This is a genomic window from Brachyspira pulli, from assembly GCF_036997785.1.
GTDB classification, from domain to species: Bacteria; Spirochaetota; Brachyspiria; order Brachyspirales; family Brachyspiraceae; genus Brachyspira; species Brachyspira pulli.
In genome coordinates this window covers 1-21282 of record NZ_JAWLQI010000041.1, presented here as the reverse complement: position 1 = coordinate 21282, position 21282 = coordinate 1, and the positions used below count along the sequence as shown (strand labels likewise).

Annotated in this window: 19 protein-coding genes and 1 pseudogene; 8 read left to right on the top strand and 12 right to left on the bottom strand. The window is 26.2% G+C overall.

The features are described from left to right. Nucleotides 1-60: 60 nt before the first annotated feature. The 3 genes from R4K56_RS09805 to R4K56_RS09795 all read left to right on the top strand — a co-directional run bounded on the left by R4K56_RS09805 (nucleotide 61) and on the right by R4K56_RS09795 (nucleotide 3482). Nucleotides 61-888: a tetratricopeptide repeat protein gene (locus R4K56_RS09805; protein ID WP_335772441.1), complete on the top strand. Its 828-nt coding sequence runs from the start codon at nucleotides 61-63 to the stop codon at nucleotides 886-888. Between the two features lie 554 nt (nucleotides 889-1442). Then, nucleotides 1443-2522: a hypothetical protein gene (locus R4K56_RS09800; protein ID WP_335772442.1), complete on the top strand. Its 1080-nt coding sequence runs from the start codon at nucleotides 1443-1445 to the stop codon at nucleotides 2520-2522. Between the two features lie 75 nt (nucleotides 2523-2597). Beyond that, the gene (locus R4K56_RS09795) at nucleotides 2598-3482 is read left to right on the top strand and encodes an Rpn family recombination-promoting nuclease/putative transposase (protein WP_335772443.1); all 885 of its coding nucleotides are present in this window, start codon (nucleotides 2598-2600) and stop codon (nucleotides 3480-3482) included. Nucleotides 3483-4178: 696 nt separating this feature from the next. Here R4K56_RS09795 and R4K56_RS09790 read toward each other — a convergent pair. From R4K56_RS09790 to R4K56_RS09775, 4 genes are all read right to left on the bottom strand, one after another. Continuing rightward, entirely contained in the window at nucleotides 4179-4661 is a 483-nt protein-coding gene (locus R4K56_RS09790; protein WP_297295453.1) for a glutathione peroxidase, read from the bottom strand. Nucleotides 4662-4801: 140 nt separating this feature from the next. After that, entirely contained in the window at nucleotides 4802-5299 is a 498-nt protein-coding gene (gene tpx, locus R4K56_RS09785) for a thiol peroxidase (protein WP_335760568.1), read from the bottom strand. A gap of 113 nt (nucleotides 5300-5412) precedes the next feature. Next, nucleotides 5413-6066 (bottom strand): RluA family pseudouridine synthase, encoded by a 654-nt coding sequence (locus R4K56_RS09780; RefSeq protein ID WP_335772444.1) that lies wholly within the window; start codon nucleotides 6064-6066, stop codon nucleotides 5413-5415. Nucleotides 6067-6084: 18 nt separating this feature from the next. Further along, complete coding sequence (locus R4K56_RS09775) at nucleotides 6085-7815, bottom strand: motility associated factor glycosyltransferase family protein (protein WP_335772445.1); 1731 nt, start codon at nucleotides 7813-7815, stop codon at nucleotides 6085-6087. 128 nt (nucleotides 7816-7943) lie between these two features. On the opposite strand from R4K56_RS09775, the gene R4K56_RS09770 reads away from it, so the two are divergent. The 3 genes from R4K56_RS09770 (at nucleotide 7944) to R4K56_RS09760 (ending at nucleotide 11638) form a co-directional block, all read left to right on the top strand. Further along, nucleotides 7944-8369, top strand: a complete 426-nt coding sequence (locus tag R4K56_RS09770; RefSeq protein WP_335758032.1) for a response regulator — start codon at nucleotides 7944-7946, stop codon at nucleotides 8367-8369. A gap of 136 nt (nucleotides 8370-8505) precedes the next feature. Further along, nucleotides 8506-11010 (top strand): DNA gyrase subunit A, encoded by a 2505-nt coding sequence (gene gyrA / locus R4K56_RS09765; protein WP_335769975.1) that lies wholly within the window; start codon nucleotides 8506-8508, stop codon nucleotides 11008-11010. Nucleotides 11011-11293: 283 nt separating this feature from the next. After that, complete coding sequence (locus R4K56_RS09760; RefSeq protein ID WP_335758034.1) at nucleotides 11294-11638, top strand: PepSY-like domain-containing protein; 345 nt, start codon at nucleotides 11294-11296, stop codon at nucleotides 11636-11638. Nucleotides 11639-11655: 17 nt separating this feature from the next. On the opposite strand, the gene R4K56_RS09755 is transcribed toward R4K56_RS09760, so the two are convergent. The 3 genes from R4K56_RS09755 to R4K56_RS09745 all read right to left on the bottom strand — a co-directional run bounded on the left by R4K56_RS09755 (nucleotide 11656) and on the right by R4K56_RS09745 (nucleotide 14096). Further along, entirely contained in the window at nucleotides 11656-12330 is a 675-nt protein-coding gene (locus R4K56_RS09755) for an ABC transporter ATP-binding protein (RefSeq protein WP_297295467.1), read from the bottom strand. Then, nucleotides 12327-12890, bottom strand: coding sequence for a hypothetical protein (locus R4K56_RS09750; protein WP_297295468.1), 564 nt, complete (start codon nucleotides 12888-12890; stop codon nucleotides 12327-12329). The genes R4K56_RS09755 and R4K56_RS09750 overlap by 4 nt, the downstream gene beginning before the upstream one ends. A gap of 117 nt (nucleotides 12891-13007) precedes the next feature. Continuing rightward, on the bottom strand, nucleotides 13008-14096 hold the full coding sequence (locus tag R4K56_RS09745; RefSeq protein ID WP_335758036.1) for a PP2C family protein-serine/threonine phosphatase: 1089 nt from the start codon (nucleotides 14094-14096) through the stop codon (nucleotides 13008-13010). Between the two features lie 179 nt (nucleotides 14097-14275). On the opposite strand from R4K56_RS09745, the gene R4K56_RS09740 reads away from it, so the two are divergent. Together R4K56_RS09740 and R4K56_RS09735 are read left to right on the top strand one after the other, a co-directional pair. Next, nucleotides 14276-15172 carry an N-acetylneuraminate lyase gene (locus R4K56_RS09740; protein ID WP_335772446.1) on the top strand — a complete coding sequence of 299 codons (897 nt, stop codon included), beginning with the start codon at nucleotides 14276-14278 and terminating at the stop codon, nucleotides 15170-15172. Nucleotides 15173-15258: 86 nt separating this feature from the next. After that, nucleotides 15259-15723 (top strand): NanQ anomerase/TabA/YiaL family protein, encoded by a 465-nt coding sequence (locus tag R4K56_RS09735; protein WP_297295471.1) that lies wholly within the window; start codon nucleotides 15259-15261, stop codon nucleotides 15721-15723. 131 nt (nucleotides 15724-15854) lie between these two features. Here the strand turns inward: R4K56_RS09735 and R4K56_RS09730 are convergent, their stop codons facing one another. The 5 genes and pseudogenes from R4K56_RS09730 to R4K56_RS09710 all read right to left on the bottom strand — a co-directional run bounded on the left by R4K56_RS09730 (nucleotide 15855) and on the right by R4K56_RS09710 (nucleotide 21090). After that, nucleotides 15855-16601 (bottom strand): TRM11 family SAM-dependent methyltransferase, encoded by a 747-nt coding sequence (locus R4K56_RS09730; RefSeq protein WP_335772447.1) that lies wholly within the window; start codon nucleotides 16599-16601, stop codon nucleotides 15855-15857. Nucleotides 16602-16789: 188 nt separating this feature from the next. Beyond that, nucleotides 16790-17668, bottom strand: a pseudogene (locus R4K56_RS09725) (type II restriction endonuclease). Between the two features lie 129 nt (nucleotides 17669-17797). Further along, entirely contained in the window at nucleotides 17798-18757 is a 960-nt protein-coding gene (locus R4K56_RS09720) for a DNA adenine methylase (protein ID WP_335772448.1), read from the bottom strand. A 58-nt stretch (nucleotides 18758-18815) separates the two neighbouring features. Beyond that, a complete protein-coding gene (gene guaA / locus R4K56_RS09715; RefSeq protein WP_335772449.1) occupies nucleotides 18816-20360 on the bottom strand; it encodes a glutamine-hydrolyzing GMP synthase in 1545 nt (514 codons plus the stop codon). A gap of 580 nt (nucleotides 20361-20940) precedes the next feature. Next, entirely contained in the window at nucleotides 20941-21090 is a 150-nt protein-coding gene (locus tag R4K56_RS09710) for a hypothetical protein (protein WP_335772450.1), read from the bottom strand. Nucleotides 21091-21282 lie beyond the last annotated feature (192 nt).

Below are 21282 nucleotides of genomic sequence, written 5' to 3'. Positions count from 1 at the left end.
AATGTAAAATATTATTATACCGATATATTTAATAATAAAACTTTATTTTTGATGTAGCTTATGAAACGTATATTTTTAATATTTAATATATTAGTACTTGGTACTTTATCTGTATATGCAGGTCAATCACTTAAGACTCCAAATAGAACTGCAGATACTACTGAACATATTACTGTAGATACAAATATGTATAGGTCTTTATTCACTGGTAAATTGGAACCTGCTTGGGTGTACATAGGAGAAGCTAAAAGAGCTATATATAATGGTGACATTTCTTTTGCATTATACATTATGAATAAAACATTAATGTATTATCCTGATAATGCAGATGCTCATTACTTTTTAGGTGTTATATATGAAAAAGAAGGCGGAAATCCTGCTGAACAAGGGGGAGCTGCCTCTTATAAATTAGCTATAGAAGAATACAAAAAGGCTATTAATTTAGCTACTAATCTTACAATACCAGCATATAAATTAGATGCATATTTCAGCCTTTTATATATTTATGAAAAATTAATAGATGAAGATAATTATGCTATCATAGAAAAAGAAATTATTAATTTAGCTGAAACTTCCTATAAGACAGAAGAAAAAGGAAGAATATATTTTAGATTAGCTGAACATTATGGAAAAAGAAATAGAGGAACTGCTGCTATAGATTATTACAGACAGGCTTATATTAATGATTATAGACAAAAGTTATCTCTTTTTAGAATGTCTTTAATATATAGAAGAATGCGTAGTTATGTTCAGGAGAAAGAAGCTTTATTGCTTGCTAGTAAATATACTTTTGATAATGTAGAGCCTAGTAATTTTGATGTAGATAAGGCTATTTATCAAAGATTAGAGGCTTTAAAGAATGTAAGGATACCAAAAAAATTAAATTAATTTGTTTAATGAAATAACTATAAAAAAGCAATGATGATTTTATATTATCATTGCTTTTTTTATTAATTATTTTTTCATTTAATATCTATAATTTGAGTTTTTATTAGAATTACCCGCCCTATAAGTTTTCAATTTGTTATATATTTATATTTTATTTTTCTTTTAAAATTTTTACTGTTATTTTAGCTGCCCACCCAAGATTTTTTTAAATTTATTATTTATTAACCGCACGCAGAATAAAGCTAAAAATATAGATTTGTTTGAATTCAAATTTTATTGTATTATAAATTTTGTTCACCGTGCGTTAAATGCATTAACAATATAGTCAACACTTGGGCGGGTGCTACAAGATCTAATTAAATAAGAAATCTAATATAAACTAAAATTCAAAATACAGCGATGAAGAATAAAGGGCGGGGTATGTAATAAAATTATATTTAATATATGAGTTATAAAATTCATTAAAAATGTAGATTATAATATAAATTTGATAATTAACAAAAGATGTCATACAATACTAATTATATCTATTTTAAATAATAAGGACTAGGTTTATGAAAAAATTATTGATAATTTTACTTCTCAATATAATGTACATATCTGCTTTTGCTGACACTACCAATATAACAAAGCATTTATTTTTTACTCTTGAAGGAAGCATTGATAAATACCCTATTACAATAAACATACATATTGAAAATACTGATAATATTACTAGAAATAAAAAGTCTAATATAGACGGATATTATAAATACAATAATGTTAATACTCCAATACCTATAAACGGAGAAATGGATAAAAATACTATTAAATTTACTGCCTTTGATTCTGATAAAAAAGAAGAATTCAGTTTTAAAATAAATAATAGTCAGTTAAATAATATTATTGATTTAGGAAACGGCAAAAAGAATATTAATTTAAAAGGAAGCTGGAAAAATAACAATAAAAAATTAAGCTGTAATATAGATACTGTAAAACCTTTAGGGGATAAAATACATACTGTTTATGATATATCTGTTTCTAAAGAATATAAAGATAATACTTATGGTTTATCTGCACTTTACATAGAAAATTTAAAATCATCTATATATGAAGGTAAAATCATAAATAAAATAAACAATACCAATGAAATTATTAAAAAAATAAATGATGATATTGCTAAAGTAAATCTTAATGAAGAAGAAATTTTTTACGAAGTTAGTTCTTACAGTTTTTATTACAAATTTTTTAATGATAATATTTTATGTTTTACAAGAAGCGTAGAATATAATGGAGGTGCATATCCTGATACTGCAATATCATATTTGACATTAGATATTAATAGATTAGAAATAAAAAGATTAACTTTATCAGATTTTGTAAATGACAGCGATAAATTTAGAAGAGCTTTGCAAAGTGAAATTGATAAATATTATAAAGAAATAGGAGAAGATGATTTTACTATTGATGTAATAAATAAATCTGATAGTTATTATGCTGAAACTTTAATGTCATGTAATGTTGCAATTAACAGATATTCTGATGGTATTAGTTTGCATATAAGGTTTGAACTTCCTCATGTTGTTAGAGCACTTGATGATTTTGAAATATCTTTTGAAAAATTAAAGCCTTATTTAAAAAAGAATATTTATTGATTATTTCATTAATAATACTATAAATAAAAACTGTCAAACTTTGACAAATTGTAATGTTTTTATTATAATAGGTATATGGAAAAGAAATCAAATATAAAAAAAATAAAATATTTTAATCCTTTGAACGATTATTTTATAAGATACCTTTTCACAGATAAAGGAACTAGCGAAACTATACTTTTAGACTTTATCAATTCTATAATGCTCAACGCTAATATGAAAACTTTTCGTTCTGTTGAAATTTTAACACCTTTTAATCTAAAGAAAAATAAAAACTTAAAGGAAACTATTGTTGATGTAAAATGTATTACTCAAAATGGATCAGTAGTTATAATAGAAATACAATTACAAGGTAATTCAAGATTTCCAGAAAGAATACTTTATTATTGGGCAGCTAATTACAGTAAGCTATTAAAGCATGGTGAAAGATATGATGAACTTACACCTGTTATAAGTATTAATCTATTAAATTTCAATTTAGATAAAAGTAAAAATATACATTCCTGTTATATGCTTTATGAAATGAATAATAAAAAACTTCTCACAGACCATTTGCAGATACATATAATAGAATTAAAAAAATTCAAGAAAAATATATTAACTAAAGACTTAAACTGTTGGTTAAGAATATTTACAAGTAAAAATTTGGAGGATTCTATGTCTGAAATAGTAAAAGAAAAACCTATAATGGAAGAAGTACAAAAAAAATATAATAATTTTGTAAAAAGTAAATTAATGATGATGGAATATGAGAAGAAAGAGGCTTATTTATATGGTAATCAAATAATGCTTGATGAGGAGAGAAGATTAGGAATGGAAGAAGGAATTAAAAAAGGTATAGAACAAGGTAAAAAGGAACAGCAAATATCTATCGCTAAAAGTTTGAAAAATGCAGGCATAGATATAAAAATCATAAGCGAAAACACAGGATTAAGTATAGAAGAAATAAAAAACTTGTGAGTTCCTGACATTCGCTAGAATGTCAGGAGTTTATTAACGAACAAGTTTTTTATAAATGATAGAAGAAATAAAAAACTTGTGAGTTCCTGACATTCGCTAGAATGTCAGGAGTTTATTAACGAATAATTTTTTTATGTATAAATAAAAATAAAAAATTATGAGCATATAACAAATTTATTTGTTATATACTGAAAATTTTTAAGTTTGTCAACTGATGGACTTTATATAGAATTATCTACTTTTTTGCCGCACAAAAAAGTAGCAAAAAACGCAATTGCTAGAACTTTATATTTTAAGAATATGTATCAAATATGGTATAATACCCTGATTTTAGGTTAAAAATGCAGTTGTTCGCGAAGCGTATCCGAGCCTGTCGAGGATATAGGTTCTTTTATACCAATAAAAGAACTGGGGTTCGGGGCAAAGCCCTGAAAATATTTTAAATTAAAAAAATTATTTTGACAAAATATAGTTGTTTAGGTATATACTATAAGCGAATAATTTTTTATAAATAAATTAAAGAAATAAAAAATTATGAGCATATATCAAGTTCACTTGATATATATTTTTGACGAGTAATTTTTTATGTATAAATAATAATAGAAAAACTATAATAAAAAATTAAAATTATTTAAAAATAAAAAGAGCTTCTATATATAACAATATATAAAAGCTCTTAATTTTTATTGTTGTTTATTATTTTTTTAATAACTCAGCAACTGTTTCATCTAACTCATTTGGTTTTACTCTAGGGTCATAGCGTCCAACTATGTTGCCTTGTCTGTCTATTAAAAATTTTCCAAAATTCCATCTTATTTTTTCAACGCCTTCTTCAGTTGGCTTTTCTGTTCTTAAATAAGTAAATAAAGGATCAGCATTTTTACTATTAACTTTTACTTTATCAAATAATTTGAATGTTATGCCGTATTTTTCTTCTCTGAATTTTGCAATTTCTTCAATAGGTTCCTTTGCCTGTCCTCCGAATTGATTGCAAGGAAAATCTAATATTTCAAAACCTTCCTCTTTATATTTTTTGTATAACTCCTGCAACTCAGGATATTGTTTTGTGAATCCTCATTTAGTTGCGGTATTAACTATTAATAATACTTTTCCTTCATATTCTTTTAAACTTACATCATTTCCTTCAGCATCTTTTACTGTGTAATCATAAATGCTCATATATTCCTCCATAGTATTTATTTTTAATAATTATAAATTAGTTTTATTATATATGCAAACAGATGAAGTTAAATAAAAAAAGCATATCCTATTAAAAAATAGAATATGCTTGTATTATTAATTTATAATTTAATTAAAAATTATAAAAGAGCTTTAGCAGCATTTAAAGCAGCTTCATAGTCTGGTTCATTAGTGATTTCTGGAACGTACTGAACATATTTAACAACATTGTCTTTATCTAATACAAATACAGCACGAGTAAGAAGTTGTAATTCTTTTAATAAAGTACCGAATTTTCTTCCGAAATCTTTTTGATTGTAGTCAGAAGCTACGATATGAGAAGAAGCATTAGCAGCAGCACACCATCTATCTTGAGCGAATGGTAAGTCAACTGATACTGTTACAACTGTTACTCCAGGAAGAGAAGCAGCTTCTTTATTGAATCTTTTAGTTTGTATATCACATACTGGTGTATCTAAAGATGGTACAGAAGAAATGATTTTTACTGTATCACCAGCATCTTTTAAAGACCATGGGCTTAAATCTGTTTTTAATACTGTGAAATCTAATGCTTTAGCTCCAACTGTTAATTGTGCACCTTCTAAAGTTTGTGCAGCACCTTGAAATGTAACTGTCATATTTAAACTCCTTAAACAATTATTTTTTATCAAAATTAAAATAATTATTAAATTAAATTATTTAAAGAAAATATATAATTATTAAAAAAAAAGTCAATAACAAAATATTATAATTATGTTTTTTTTGATGGTTCTAACAATTTTAGTCTTATTAAAAATTCTTTATTGTATTTTATATTGATATTAATGTCTTTTTTTGTGACAGGGTGAACAAAATGAATCTCTTTGGCTATTAAAGCAAAACCATTCATTTTGTAAATTCCGGCATTTTTTGAATATATTTTATCGCCTATTATAGGGTGTCCAATATATGAAAGATGAACTCTTATTTGATGAGTTCTTCCAGTTGTTGGTCTTAATTCCAATAATGTATGTTTATTGAGCTTTTTTAATATTTTATAATATGTTACAGCAGATTCTCCGCCTTCTTTTATTGATAAAGGTATTCTTCTATTAGGATTTTTTTTATCAACGCCTATAGATAATTCTATAACTCCATTTTCTTTTTTTACATTTCCTTGAACTATAGCATGATAAACTTTATTAATAGTTTTATTTTTAAATGCATCTTCAAAATATTTTTTTGTTTCTTCATCTCTTGCAAGTATTACTATACCAGAAGTGAATTTATCTATTCTATGAACTAAATATAAATTATCAAAATGACTATATTCTTTTTTTATTATATTTATTAAATTATCATCAACTTCAATTCCAGCTTCTTTATTAACAGCAATAAAGCAATTGTCTTCGTATATGATATTCATTTTTATTTCACTTATATTTTATAATTTATTTATTATTAAAGATATTCTAGTAAAGAAATAATTAACATTTCTAAAGCTTTCCATAAGTAAGAATATTAATTTTTCTTTATTACTTCTTTCACCTCTTTCGCACATTAGTATAGTTGTTGAAAGAATAGTTTTTAACATACTTACTTTTTCTTGATAGCTCTTTATTATATTTATAGTATCATTATAAACATTGTCTATATTATCATAATTATTTATATTATTATATATATCTGATAAAATATTTCTAAACTCTTCTAATGTATTTTTTAAACTTGTATATGCATTTTTTATATTTTCATTATCATCTTTTTTATAAATATTATCAGATATACTTAATACTTTTTCTTTTATATTGTTTTGAGAAAAGTCATTAATATTTCCTTCTTCTATAGAGTCAATTTGTACTGCTTCTTTTGTAACTCTCTTTATTTTCATGTTTTTGTATTTATTTTTGAATTCGTTAAAATATTCTATTTGACTTTCAAATACAAATTCATTTGGAGGATATTTTTCTATATCAGTATTATTTTTTATAGTGTTAAAATAATATGATTCATAAGTTTTTAATTTATTAGTCTTATTAACCATATATTCATAGGAAAGAGCATGTTTAATATGTCTTTGATAGAAAGGATAACTATTATCAAAACCTATTAATAATACCTCATCTAAACCGGTGTAATAGGCAAAATCTATCATAGTTGTTGCTACAGTATTAGAAGTTGTAAGATGTGATAATTTGGTAAAGTTTTGTATATATTCTACAAGTCCTAAATTATTTATAGATGTAAATCTTATAATATTAGTTTTGCCGTTAATATTTTTTGGTATAATCTTATTGCATGCCATATCCATAACTAAATAAGGAAAATTACTGCTTTCATAAACAAAATCTAAAGAATTAAAAAATCCTCCGTCTACAGTAACAATAAAGTCCGGAATTATACCATGTTTAGATAGTACGCTATAAGTTGTATCTACACATATTATAAAAAAATCATTTCTTTTTTCTTTTATAGTATCTATACTATGTTTTAAAGTTGGGCCGGGACAAATTAATAATGCCTTTAAACCTTTAAATGCATTTTTAAAAGTTGATATATCAGATGAGTTATTTATATATTCGCTATTAAATATAATATTTTTTGTCCATATATTTTCAAAGTACATATTTGTGAATATATTGGATATTTCTTTCTCAACTATATTTAATATTTGTGTATAAAATATATTTCCATTATCTTTTTCTTCTTTTGTTAAAGATGGAAGCAATACTAAATTTATACCATTAATGCTTTTATAATCTATTAATCTATTTATATATTCAATAGAATCATCTTTATGTATAAAGAAAATATTTTGATTATCAGTGTTATATATATTGTAATAAGAATATTTGAATAGTACTGTATCTTCGATTACTGCGATAATTTTCAATGTTTTTAAAGTATTTTCATCAAAATAATCATTAATATTTTCGAGTAAATATTTTAATATATATCCTAATCCATAACCATACATTATTAATAAATTTTTATTTTTATTAATATGTTCTAATGCTCTTTTACATTCATTATCTATATTATATTTACTATGTATAGCCCTTGAATTTTTTGATGCAATTATGATTCCGTCTTTATTTTTTTCTATTTTATATGAAGTGTTTGGCTCACTTAATGTATTTTGCATTAATTCATGTAATTTTTTGGATATATTCATTCATCTATGATAACAAAAAAAATATAAAAATCAAATATATAATAATTTTTTTGTTTTTTTCTAAAAAATCATTGACAATATTTATAAATTTTATAAATTTATTATGATTATTTATTAGGGGTATGATTATGAGCAGTTCACCATTAGGATTGAATACTAAATCAGGAAAAGCCTATCAAGTTATGGTTATAGATGATTCCAGCACTATACGTATAGCAGAGAAAAAAATATTATTATCAGAACAGTTTGATGTAGTTATGGAATCAGATGGTGCTATGGATGCATTAAAGAAATTAAGAGAAGCAGTAGAAAAACCAGATATTATAATGATGGATTTTGAAATGCCGCAGATGAATGGCATTGACTTACTAAAAAGAATAAGAGCTTTAAATGTAGATTCAAAAATTATAGTAGTAACATCTTATGCCAATAAAGGCGTATTAATGGAATTCCTTAAACTTAAAGTAGATGGATATATAGTAAAACCTATACAGCGTCAAACAGTTATTCAGCATTTAGCTAAAGTTCTTGGCAGAGAAGATTATGTAAAATAATATTCATCTTATGCTGCATTTTAGATTAATTTTTATTTAATTTGATATTTTTCTTCTTTATTATTGTTTTATTTTTATATTGATAATTTTACAATAAAATGTTATAATTATAGGAATATTTTTCTAAGGATAATATATGGCAGTAAAAAAGAATAAAACAGATAATTCTGAAGAAAGACAATATTCTACACTGACAAAAGATATATTAAAAAGAGTAGATCATATTTCGATAGAAAATGAATTAAGAGAATCATATTTAACTTATGCAATGAGCGTAATAGTATCAAGAGCATTGCCAGATGTTAGAGACGGATTAAAACCAGTTCATAGAAGAATACTTTATGCTATGTATGATGCTAATCTTACACATGATAAACCATATAAGAAGTCAGCAGCTACAGTAGGGGAAGTTTTGGCACGTTATCACCCGCACGGAGATGCTGCAGTATATGGTACTATGGTAAGAATGGCACAAGATTTCTCTATGAGATATTTGCTTGTAGATGGACAGGGTAACTTCGGTTCTATAGATGATGACCCTCCGGCAGCAATGCGTTATACAGAAGCTAGAATGACACGTTTTGCTGAAGAAATGCTCAATGATATAGAGAAAGAAACAGTTAAATTTGTACCTAACTTCGATGATTCCAGAACAGAGCCTTCAGTACTTCCTGCTACAGTTCCTCAGCTTCTTGTTAATGGAAGTATGGGAATTGCTATAGGTATGGCCACAAATATGCCTACTCATAACCTAAGAGAAGTAGTTAATGCAATTGTATACTATATAGATCATCAGGATGCAGAAATAAAAGACCTTATGCGTTATATTCAAGGTCCGGATTTCCCTACAGCTGGTATTATATACGGTAAAGAGGGCATAAAAGAAGCATATACAACTGGAAAAGGCAGAATTAAATTAAGAGCCAGACTTGAAATAGAAGAAACTAAAAGAGATAGAGAAGCTATAGTTGTTAAAGAGCTTCCTTATGGTGTTGTAAAAACTACACTCCATGAAAAGATAGCTGAATTAGTTAAACAAGGCAAAATTGAGGGTGTTGCTGATATTAGAGATGAATCTAGTAACAGAGCTGGTATAAGATTGGTAATAGAGCTTAAAAAAGGTGTAGCAACTCAAATAGTATTGAATCAGCTATTTAAACATACAGATTTGGAAACTACTTTCGGTATTATAAACCTTGCTTTAGTTAATGGCGAGCCTAAAGTATTGAATTTAAAAGAGCTTATTAAGTATTTTGTTGATCATAGGGTAGAAGTAATCACTAGAAGAACAGAATATGACTTGAATCAGGCTAGAGCAAAGGCACATATATTAGAAGGTTTATTAATAGCTCAGGCTAATATAGAAGAAGTTATAAGAATCATAAGAGAAAGTGAAAACACAGAATCTGCTAGAACAACTCTTATGAATAGATTCAAATTATCAGAAAAGCAGGCACAGGCTATACTTGATATGCCTCTTAAACGCTTAACAGCTTTAGAAAAATTGAAAATAGAGCAGGAATTACAGCAATTAAGAGAATTTATAGCTTATTGTGAAGATTTGCTTGCTCACCCAGAAAAAATACTAGCAGTTATCAAAGATGAACTTAAAAATATAGCTGAAAAATACGGCGATGACAGAAGAAGCGAAATAATAGGTAAAACTAACGATACTGAAATAGATGAAGAAGATTTGATACATGATGAAGATGTAGCAGTATCAATAACTACTCAAGGATTCATAAAAAGAGTACCAGCTTCAAGTTATCGTACGCAAGGCAGAGGCGGAGTAGGTGTTCAAGGCGGAAAATCACAAGGCGAGCATTATATAGAACATTTATTTGTAGCTTCTACTAAAGACTATTTATTCATATTTACAGACAGAGGTAAGGCTTTCTGGATGAAAGTTCATGAAATACCTGCTTTGACTAAACTTTCACAGGGTAAAAGTATTAAATTTATACTCAATTTAGCACCGGAAGAAAAAATTACAAGCTATTTTACAGTATCCGATTTTGACCCTAAACAATCAATTATAATGGTTACAAAAATGGGTACTATAAAGAAAATGGAATTGAAACATCTTGAAAATGCTAAAAAGAGAGGAATATTGGCATTAACATTAGAAAATAATGATGAATTAGTAGCTGTTTCAGCAGTACAAACAGGCGATGACTTCATTATGACTACTGGAGCAGGTCTTGCTTTGAGAATCACTGAAGAAAAAATTAGAAAAATGGGAAGAGCTGCTGGCGGTGTTAAAGGTATTGCTTTAGATGATGATGATGTTTGTGTATCAGGTAATGCTATACATAAAGGTGAATCTTTAATAGTTATTACCGAACATGGTATAGGCAAGAGATTATCTTCTAAACAATTTAATGTTAAAGGCAGAGGCGGAAAAGGTCAGATTTATATTAAACCAGATAATAAAACTGGAAAAGTTGTCAGCGTAAAAACTGTAGGGGATAAAGATGAGATAATGGTTGTTACTACTGATGACATGACTATAAAGATAAAAGCCGATTCAATACCGGAACTTGGAAGAAATGCCAAAGGAGTAAAAATAGTAAATATTTCTGATGGTGCTAAGGTTAGTGATTTAGCTGTTGTACCAGCAGATGATGAAGAGAAGAAATAAACATTAAAAATTTATAAAAGCCTATATTATATTTATATAATATAGGCTTTTTCTAAAAGAATTTGTATTTTTGTGAAATTTTATTATATTAATAATATAAAGAATACGTATTCAAAATATTTGGAAATAAGGTATCTTTATTTCTGAAATCTTTAATTTAATTAATTTATTTTATTATTTACACTTTTTGCGGTAATAGCATAAAAATTACTTATTAAAAATATAAAAATATAGATAATATTAATATAACTTAGAGGTTAAGATTATGGATAGAAAGTTAGAATTGTTTGACACTCTACCTTATGATGCTAAAATATTTATCAGGAGTAAATTTCTTAAAGCAAATATAGTTGACCTAGAAATAGTAGATAATCTTTTCAAGGTCGAACTTGATAATGAAATATCAATAACCTTTGATGAAAATGGAAATTGGATTTCCATAAATAGTCAAAACAGGCTTCCAGAACATGTTATACCCAATGTGGTTAAAGAAAAAGTTCATAAATTAAAAAGATTCGAAGTAGAATATAAAGACGAAAATTTAGATATTAATGAAGTTAGAAGAATCATTAATTCATACAGAGTTATATTAGACCATTATTTGGAAATGCATATATACAGCAATTAATTATAACTCAAATTCAATTATTTTAAACAACGAACTATTTTACCGTTTGCCATTTCATAAACATTATTGGCATGAGCGGCTATATTATGGGCATGTGTTACCATTATAATGCTTGTGCCTTGTTTATTGATGGTAGAAAATATTTCCATTAATGTTTTTGTAGTTGCCGGATCTAAATCGCTTGTAGGCTCATCTGCTATCAAGCATTTACATCCATAAGCTAAAGCTCTTAATATAGCAACTTTTTTCATCTCTCCTCCGGATAGATTAGCGGCTTTAGCATACATCTTATCTTTGAGTGAAAATAGTTCTATATTTTCTTTAGTTTGATTTATTTTTTCATCAGTAATTTTATGTTTAAAAGCTAAAGGCATTAATATATTATCTATAACGCTTATAGTAGGTATAATTACTGGATATTGGAATATATAAGAAAAATATTCTCTCCTAAAACTTGCAAGCACATCATCAGAAGCATCATTTAATTTATAAGAATCATAATATATAGTTCCGCTTGTAGCTTTTAATATTCCGCCTATTATGCTTAACAATGTACTTTTACCGCTTCCAGTATGTCCGACAAAGCTTATAAAATCGCCTTGATTAATATCTAAGCTAATATCTTCGCATGCATTACATTGATTAACGCCCATTGGGAATACTTTTGATACATTGATAATTTTAATATTCATAGTGTTCCCCTTAAATCTTCATAAGGATCTTTATGTAAAAGTATAGAATTTGAAATAAAAGCACCTATCATAAAACCAACTATTAAAACAGCATTGGCTATAAGTATCATATAAGCTCCATTAATAACATCAGCAAATTCTATTAAAGTTAATATATAGGAACTGTATCTAAGATATAAAATTCCCATTTCAATAATACATATACCAAATGAAATAAGAGGATATAGTAAACTTATAAGCATTGCTAATTTTTTTATAGCTAACTTTGTGGCACCGAATATACGAAGCGTAGAAAACATTCTGTTGTTTTTTGAGAATATATATGCACTTGATATAGCTGAATATAATACCCCTATTATAAATATGCCTATAAATAGAGCATATATAGAAAATTCTCTAAAGAAAGGAATACTTTCATTCAATAATATTTCATATTTCCATACTAAACTAAATATTGAAACAATAGTCATAAGCTGGGATAATGAAATAAATATCACTACAGAAAAAACAATACTTCCTTTTATAAGTTTTGAAGCATATCCAATAGTTGAGTTATACACAATAAAACCTTTTATTTTTTTAATAATATTAAACTATTTTTTTATAGCTTTGTAAAATAAATGCCATTCTGTATTATAATATCGATATTATTAATTATTACTTAAATAAATTATTTATTATTTTATTTTGAAAAGAGCCATAGTAAAATCATCATCAGGCGACATATATGACAGATATTCATAGAAATCTTTTTCTATACTATCCACTATTTTTTCAGCTTTTAGGTATTTATTATCATAAATAACTTTTTTTAGTCTGTCTATACCATAAAGGTCATATTTATTTTTTGATTTAGATGCTTCTGTTACTCCATCTGTATAAAAGAACAATATATCATCTTTGCCAATATTTATAGTTTCTTCTTCGTAGTTAGCTTTAGGGAAAAGTCCTATTATAGTACCGCCTTTAGAATATTCTTTTATTTCATTATTATGAATCAAAATTAAAGGTGTATGTGATGCATTTGAATATGTTACTTTATAATTTATTAAATCTATTTCTGCCACTACCATAGTTAAATAATAGTTAATAGGAAGTATTTTAAGAAGATAATTATTCATTGTGTAAATCAGATTACTTACTGATTTAAAATTACTTGCTAAATTTCTAAAAGCAGTTTTAAACATAGCGGTAATAATTGCAGCTTCAACTCCATGTCCGCTAATATCAGCCATAATAAATAATATTCTATTTTCATCAATATTTATATAATCAAAAAAATCTCCTCCTATCATTTCAAGAGGTTTGTACAAATAGGCAGAATTTATTTTCTGATTATTAGGCATTTTTTTAGGCATCATATATTCTTGTAATTTTCTAGCCTTTTTCATGTCCTTTTTATATTGCTTTCTTATAGAATCAAGTACATCATATCTTCCCAAAATATAACTATTTTTATCTTTTAAATCTATTATTGCTCTTTGATAGTCATTTATTATAGCACTATTTATTTTTGAAAATCTGTAAGTTTTTCCTTCGGATAATCTTTCTTCTATTTCTTTATAATCTTTTATTAGATAGAATTTAATAAGTCTTTTGTAAAAAATTAAAGCTGGTATGAAAAACAATATAAATAATATAAATAATAATATAAATGTAAATTTATTCTGATAATATGTTATAGAAGCTATATTTAGAAGTATAAATAGTACTAAAAATACTACAGAAATAAATCTTAACAACATTAAAATGCGTTCATCTTTCATAGGAAACTTTCAAAAATTATTTTATTATAAAGATTATATCAAAAAGAATGGAGTTTGCAAATATTTTTTACAAAATAAAGAGTATAGATATTGCAAAAAATGCACTTACTTTATACAATATATATATATTAAGCATACAAAATGAAAATGTTTAATAAATTTTTTTAAGGAGAAATAGTATGAATAGATGCGAAGGCATATTATCTGCTCTAATGACTCCATTCGATAAAAATGGAAAATTAGATGAAAACGTTTTAAGAAAGTATGTAAGGCATAATATAGACCGCATGAAAGTTGACGGTTTATATGTAGGTGGTTCTACAGGTGAAGGACTTCTTATGTCTAAAGAAGAAAGAATGGCTGTTTTTGAAATAACAAAAGAAGAAGTAGCTGGAAAAATTCCTCTTATTGCACATGTTGGTACATTAAATCTTAATGAAGCATGTGAAATGGCTCAAAAAGCTGAAGAATTAGGTTATGATTTGATATCTGCTGTTACTCCATACTATTATCCATTCTCTTTTGCAGATATTAGTAAATATTATAATACTATATTGGAAGCTACAACTAAAACTCCTATTGTAATATATTTCTTGCCTACACTTTCAAACAATAGCATATCTTTAGATGATTTCGGCAAATTATTTGAAAATGAAAGAGTAATGGGTATTAAATACACTTCTGCTGATTTATTCTTACTTGAAAGATTAATACAGAAATTCCCTACTAAAATGATGTGGGCTGGTTTTGATGAATTATTAATAGCTTATGCTTCTTATGGTTTAAGATCTGCTATAGGTTCTACTTATAATATTGAAGCTCCTTTAGCTAGAAAAGTATTAAATGCTCTTGATGCTAAAGATATGAAAGAAGCATTAAAAGTTCAGCATGACATGAACGATGTAATATCTACTTTATTAAAAGTTGGTATATATCCAGCACTTAAAGAATGTATCACTTATTATGATCCTACTGCTGTTTCTTATTGCAGAGCTCCTATCGGTTCTAAAGGTCTTACTGACGACGATAAAAAATTATTGAAAAATATGTTTGATAAGTATTTATCTAAATTTTAATTGAAAAAATGATTTTTCGGGTATTGTCTTATTTTGGACTTTTATTGTTCACGTGGGCAATACCCAATATTTGAGGAGAAATAACTATGATTTTAAAACCTATTAAAAGTGAATTTAATCAAGATTTTCATGATACTATATGGAAAGCAAAAAACTATATCAGAGATCATTATGATGAATTAAAAAATCTTCCTAATGGAAAACATTTATTAGATAAAGAGATTTGCGAAGGTGCATTTATTAATGTTACAGAATATGATAACAAAGATAATCCGCCTTGGGAATCACATTTAAAATTTGTAGATGTTCAAATAATATTTGAAGGTGCTGAAGATTTTATAATAGCTAATACTTCTACATTAAAACCAAAAACTTATGATGAAGCTAGCGATTATCATGATTGGGAAGGTGAGGGAACTGTACGTTTAACTTTATCACAAGGTGAAATTTTAATTCTTCTTCCTTATGATGCTCATAGAGTAGGACTTCCTCCAAAAACTGGTAAAACTCATGTTAAAAAAGCTATAGTGAAAGTTCCTTATAAAGGTTAATTCCTTTTACTTAAATAAATGGCTGATATAGATAATATATCAGCCATTTTTTATGTTCGGAATATATTCAAACATATTCTTACTTAACAACTTAATATATTTAAAATCATTTAAATTAGCAATACTTTTCCTCACTTTCTAAATACAAATAAATATTCATGAGCAATTAACAAAAAGTTATATTTAACACTATTTGTTTTCCAATATCCAGTTGCACGACAGTTGTGTTGTTCTTTGATAATAATTTCTTTTAATTTAAAACCTGCATTTTCAAAAATATGCATTACCTCAAAAGACATAGGAATCATATGTCCCTTTTCTCTTGTATCTCCCATTAAAATTGCATAAAATTTATCCTTTTTTAGAACACGATAACTTTCGGATGCTACTGTTTTCATTTCTTCAAGAAAATCTTTTACCTTTAAATGTGATAGATCGCTATCTATATTCTCGCTATATTGAATAATATTTGCATATGGAGGATGTGTGCAAATTAAGTCAATACTGCTATCGGCAATGAAATCTAAGTGTCTAGCATCTCCTTTATAAATATAAATGTTTCCATTAGCTCCGTTATATTCAAAATCAATCTTTTCTCTACATCTATTAAGTGCTGCATCATTTACATCAACACCAATAATATTTCTGTTAAGTAATTTTGCCTCAACAAGAGTAGTGCCTCCACCAACAAACTGGTCAAGAACTAAATCTCCTTCTTGTGAGTATCTAAGTATGATATTTCTAGGTATATATGGAGACCAATTTCCACGCCATTTTGCATCATGAGTAGCCCAATTCCCTCTATTTGGAAAAGACCAATGTGTAGTCATTTCTAATTCAAAATCATCTGGCTCCCATTTTTTTATTTTTTTTACCATTATCAAAAATCCTAAAATTTAATATAACATTTATAGAAATATATTTTATAATTTTGTTGCTATAATAGAAATATTTTTATATGAAATTTTTATAATATAAACACTTTATATTATATTTTTTATTTTAATTTTTAAAAGAACTAAATTTACTAGGAATTTAAATATCTTATTCTAAATACAAATTTCTATTACTTAAATACTTTTGCAATAATACCATCTTCTAAATCTTTGATATTATAAATATAATCCATAATATCAAAAGTTTCTTCTAGGTTGTTTCGTGCATCTTCCCAGCCTTTCCCATCAGTAAACCACACAAATTTAAAATTACTGATTTTCTGAGCCTCTTGAGCAATCTGTTTGTAACTACGAGCTGTTTCATTTAATTTCGATCCATTACTTGCATAAAAATTTGTTTCTATACCATAGACTGTATCTTCTGTTTTAATTACAAAATCAAAACGTTTAACTGTTTTACCTTTATTTTATATTTCCGATAGGTCAATGCAAAATTTATTTTCAATTTCTTTAATTTTCATTTCTTTGAAATATGTTTTATCTTTTTGAAAGCCTGCTTCTTTGATAAAACTTTCCACTAAATCTTCCATTAAATGACCACCACGATTTTTACGTCCATTAGAATCCAGTCCTGTTTCAACACCTGTAGCATAATCAACAAGATTACTAACAATATGGTTTTCTAACAAATCAAATAAACCAGTATGCTCCATAAAATATGCATATTGTTCATATTCTTCATTGCAATTGAAAGAATTATTTTTCAAATTAAATTTATATAAATATCTGCCATTAACATCTTGGCAGTATATTTCATTAGATCTAACAGCAAGCAATAAAGGTATACATTTCAAAACTTCTGGATATTTTTCAACTATCATCTTGAAATCATTTTTTATATTTTTTGACCCAATAAGAGTATTAAGTATATTTAACTCTACCTTAATATTTTCAACATTACAATGTACTTTTTCAAAATCTATGTAATATTTATAATCTGCAATACTATCACGAAAACTAGATAGCCATATTTTGAAATTTCTATTCATATATCTAAACCTACTAATATTAAATTATTGAAAAGTAAAAATATTTGATTCTTACATTCTTCATAAGTTTTATTCTGATTTACAAGTTTTTACTTTTTTGCTATATATTTTATTTCTTCTCATTATATTTTAGAAATTACTTATTAGCAATTCTTTTATTTTTCCTCTGGCTTGACTCTTACTGTTAATTACTCTGCTAGCATCTACTCTCCGAATGAAATATGAAGCATACATCTCATCAAAAAATGTATCATCTGTATTTATATTTTTAGGGTCTGAATTGCTTACAAGAATTTTAGCACCCTTTTTATGTAAAATATCTACATAGGAAGCTAACTCTATCTGTGACTTATCATCAAATGCATTTTCTGTATAAGAAGTAAAATTAGATGTTTTTGTTAGAGGTCTATACGGCGGATCAAAATACACAAATGTATCTTTATCAATAAAATCAGTAGATTTACGATAATCTCCACATATTATAGTTACATTTTTTAATTTTTCAGAAACAGACTTTAAATTTTCCTCATCACATATTGTTGGATTATTGCATCGTCCAATAGGAACATTAAATTCTCCATTTTTATTAACACGATATAGACCATTGAAACATGTCTTGTTTAGAAAAATCATAAGAGCAGCTTTTTCGATATTTATAGTTTCATTACAATTAAGTTTTAACTCATTAAAACGTTCTCTCTTTTTTATATAATAAGATTTTCTATCTTCTGTATTCATAGGAATGAATTCTGTTTGCATTGTTGAAAGCATATCAATCATTGATTCTATATTATTTCTGATTGTATTGTATGTATTGATTAGATCTGCATTAATATCACTAATATATACTTCTTTCAAATTGTATTTGTTTAAAATATCAAATAGAACAGCACCTCCACCAACAAAAGGCTCAGCATATTTATTTATTGTTGTATTTTTGAAAGGATAATATTTTTCTATTTCAGAAATTATCTGAGTTTTTCCACCTGCCCATTTCAAAAAAGGCTTAACCTTTATATACTTATTTTTTGTATAACAGCCATATTGGTAAGATATAGTTTCCTGTGCAGTTACTGGAATAATAAACATGTTACCCTCATTTTTACTTCATCAATTATACTAGAAATACAAAACATTAATTTAATTTTTATTCCCATTCTATAGTTGCAGGCGGTTTTGAAGATATATCATAAACAACACGGTTAATACCTTTTACTTCATTTATTATTCTGTTTGATATTGTACCCAAAACATTATAATCAATTTTAGCCCAGTCAGCTGTCATAGCATCAATACTTTCAACAGCTCTTATAGCACAAACTTGTTCATAAGTTCTTCCGTCACCCATAACACCAACACTTTTTACTGGAAGAAGTATAGCGAAAGACTGCCATAATTTTCTGTAAAGTCCTGCTTTCTTTATCTCGCTTACCACTATATCATCAGCTTCTTGAAGTATTTTTACTCTTTCTTCTGTGATATCGCCTAATATTCTTACGGCCAAACCAGGACCAGGGAAAGGCTGTCTGTACACTATATCTTCTGGTAATTTTAATTCTAATCCTATTTCTCTAACTTCATCTTTAAATAATTCTCTGAAAGGCTCTAAAAGTTCAAATTTCATATCTTTTGGAAGTCCGCCTACATTATGATGGCTTTTTATAACAACAGAGCTTCCCCTTAAAGATACGCTTTCTATAACATCTGGATAAAGTGTTCCTTGTGCTAAAAATCCTACATTTTCTATCTTTTTAGCTTCATCATTAAATACACTTACAAATTCATGTCCTATTATCTTTCTTTTTTGTTCCGGATCTGTAACACCTGCTAATTTATCTAAAAATCTTTTTGAAGCATCAACATAAATCAAATCGATATTGAAATTATCTCTGAATACTTCAACAACCTTTTTATCTTCATCTTTTCTTAATAGTCCGTTATTAACGAATATACATTTTAATTGCTTTCCTATAGCTTTTTCTATTAATACTGCAGCTACAGAAGAATCAACTCCTCCGGAAAGTCCTAATATTACATTTTTATCGCCTACAGTTTCTTTTATTCTTTTTATTTCATATTCTATAAAAGAACCCATATTCCAATTTCTTTCGCATTTACAAATATCAAATAAGAAATTTTCTATAATTTTTATGCCATTATTTGTATGAACTACTTCAGGGTGAAACTGTATAGCATAAATATTTTTTTGTTTATTTTCTATAGCAGCAAGTTCTGTATTAGGTGTTTTTGCTATAAGTTCAAAACCTTCTGGAATAGATTTTATACTGTCGCCATGACTCATCCATACTATATTATTTTTACCAAATGATTTAAATATGCTTTCATGATTAGTTATTTCAATTTCAGCTTTTCCATATTCACGTTTTTCAGCACCTTCAACTTTTCCGCCCATAGAATAGACTATTATCTGCATACCATAGCATATTCCTAGTATAGGAATTCCAAGTTCAAATAATTCTTTATCTACTTTTGGGGCATCTTCTTCATATACGCTTGAAGGGCCTCCTGAAAGTATTATTGCTTTAGGATTGAATTCTTTTATAAAATCTATTGAAACATGGAATGGGTGAATTTCTGAATAGACATTTAATTCTCTTATTCTTCTTGTAATAAGCTGTGTAAACTGAGAACCGAAATCTAGTATTAAAACCTTATCAATATTATTTTGCATATATTCCTCTTTAAGTAAAAATATTAATTTTTAAATATCATAAAGCTATTTATAAAAATTGTGAGCCTCTGGCAAATTTATTTGATTAGCCTTTGCCGTAGGCAGAACAATTTTTATTAGCAATAATAAAAAATATTAATTTTTTATATGATTAATTGAATAATATTATATTAAAATAATAAAATTTCAATTAATAGTTATCATAATACTTATATAAAAAATTTTTATTTCGCACGGTTATTTTATTTTTTATGTAATGAAAATTGTTTTATTTATAATGCTTATTTTGTAATAAAATATTAATCGTGCGTTAATTAGCACAGCAAATTTAAAAAAAATTAGGGTGGGTGCTATAATTTATATTAAAGCAATGAGGATAAATAAAATTATAAATTCAAAATAAAGCATTAAATATAAAAGGGTGGGGATTAGAATAAAGCTAAAAATCTATTTACATTCCCCGCCCTCTATTCTTTTTTATTTAATTTGAATTTTTTATTTTGTTTATCTTTTATACTTATACAGAAAAAGCATGCCCACCCAAATTTTTTTTAAATTTATAGCGTTATATGTTAATATCTTAATTACCGAATTTTATACCTAAGTTGAAAGCTATTTCAAAACTAGAAAAACCGTATTTCTTAATATCATAATTTTCATAGTAACCAACAGGGCCACCTCCAATACTTGGATATCCGCTGTATATTTTTTTATAATCTTCATAAGACATATTGGCAATATCATAGAATATATCAAAGTTATATATTAAACTTATACCAAATAAAAATGCTACTTTTTCATTAAAATAAAAATAATCATCAATTTGAAGTTTTATATATGGTATAAACGGATAATCAAATTTTCTTTTTATATACTGAAAATTTTAGAGTTTGTCAATTTTTTTAATATATTGTATAATAGT

Excerpts from the sequence above, each read along its gene's own strand:
- R4K56_RS09710 (WP_335772450.1), bottom strand. The coding sequence starts at position 21,090 with ATGTCTTATGAAGATTATAAAAAAATATACAGCGGATATCCAAGTATT.
- R4K56_RS09720 (WP_335772448.1), bottom strand. The coding sequence starts at position 18,757 with ATGTTTATTATTCCAGTAACTGCACAGGAAACTATATCTTACCAATAT.
- R4K56_RS09800 (WP_335772442.1), top strand. The coding sequence starts at position 1,443 with ATGAAAAAATTATTGATAATTTTACTTCTCAATATAATGTACATATCT.
- R4K56_RS09740 (WP_335772446.1), top strand. The coding sequence starts at position 14,276 with ATGAATAGATGCGAAGGCATATTATCTGCTCTAATGACTCCATTCGAT.
- tpx (WP_335760568.1), bottom strand. The coding sequence starts at position 5,299 with ATGACAGTTACATTTCAAGGTGCTGCACAAACTTTAGAAGGTGCACAA.
- R4K56_RS09775 (WP_335772445.1), bottom strand. The coding sequence starts at position 7,815 with ATGAATATATCCAAAAAATTACATGAATTAATGCAAAATACATTAAGT.
- R4K56_RS09770 (WP_335758032.1), top strand. The coding sequence starts at position 7,944 with ATGAGCAGTTCACCATTAGGATTGAATACTAAATCAGGAAAAGCCTAT.
- R4K56_RS09780 (WP_335772444.1), bottom strand. The coding sequence starts at position 6,066 with ATGAATATCATATACGAAGACAATTGCTTTATTGCTGTTAATAAAGAA.
- R4K56_RS09805 (WP_335772441.1), top strand. The coding sequence starts at position 61 with ATGAAACGTATATTTTTAATATTTAATATATTAGTACTTGGTACTTTA.
- gyrA (WP_335769975.1), top strand. The coding sequence starts at position 8,506 with ATGGCAGTAAAAAAGAATAAAACAGATAATTCTGAAGAAAGACAATAT.
- R4K56_RS09730 (WP_335772447.1), bottom strand. The coding sequence starts at position 16,601 with ATGGTAAAAAAAATAAAAAAATGGGAGCCAGATGATTTTGAATTAGAA.
- guaA (WP_335772449.1), bottom strand. The coding sequence starts at position 20,360 with ATGCAAAATAATATTGATAAGGTTTTAATACTAGATTTCGGTTCTCAG.
- R4K56_RS09735 (WP_297295471.1), top strand. The coding sequence starts at position 15,259 with ATGATTTTAAAACCTATTAAAAGTGAATTTAATCAAGATTTTCATGAT.
- R4K56_RS09795 (WP_335772443.1), top strand. The coding sequence starts at position 2,598 with ATGGAAAAGAAATCAAATATAAAAAAAATAAAATATTTTAATCCTTTG.
- R4K56_RS09755 (WP_297295467.1), bottom strand. The coding sequence starts at position 12,330 with ATGAATATTAAAATTATCAATGTATCAAAAGTATTCCCAATGGGCGTT.
- R4K56_RS09745 (WP_335758036.1), bottom strand. The coding sequence starts at position 14,096 with ATGAAAGATGAACGCATTTTAATGTTGTTAAGATTTATTTCTGTAGTA.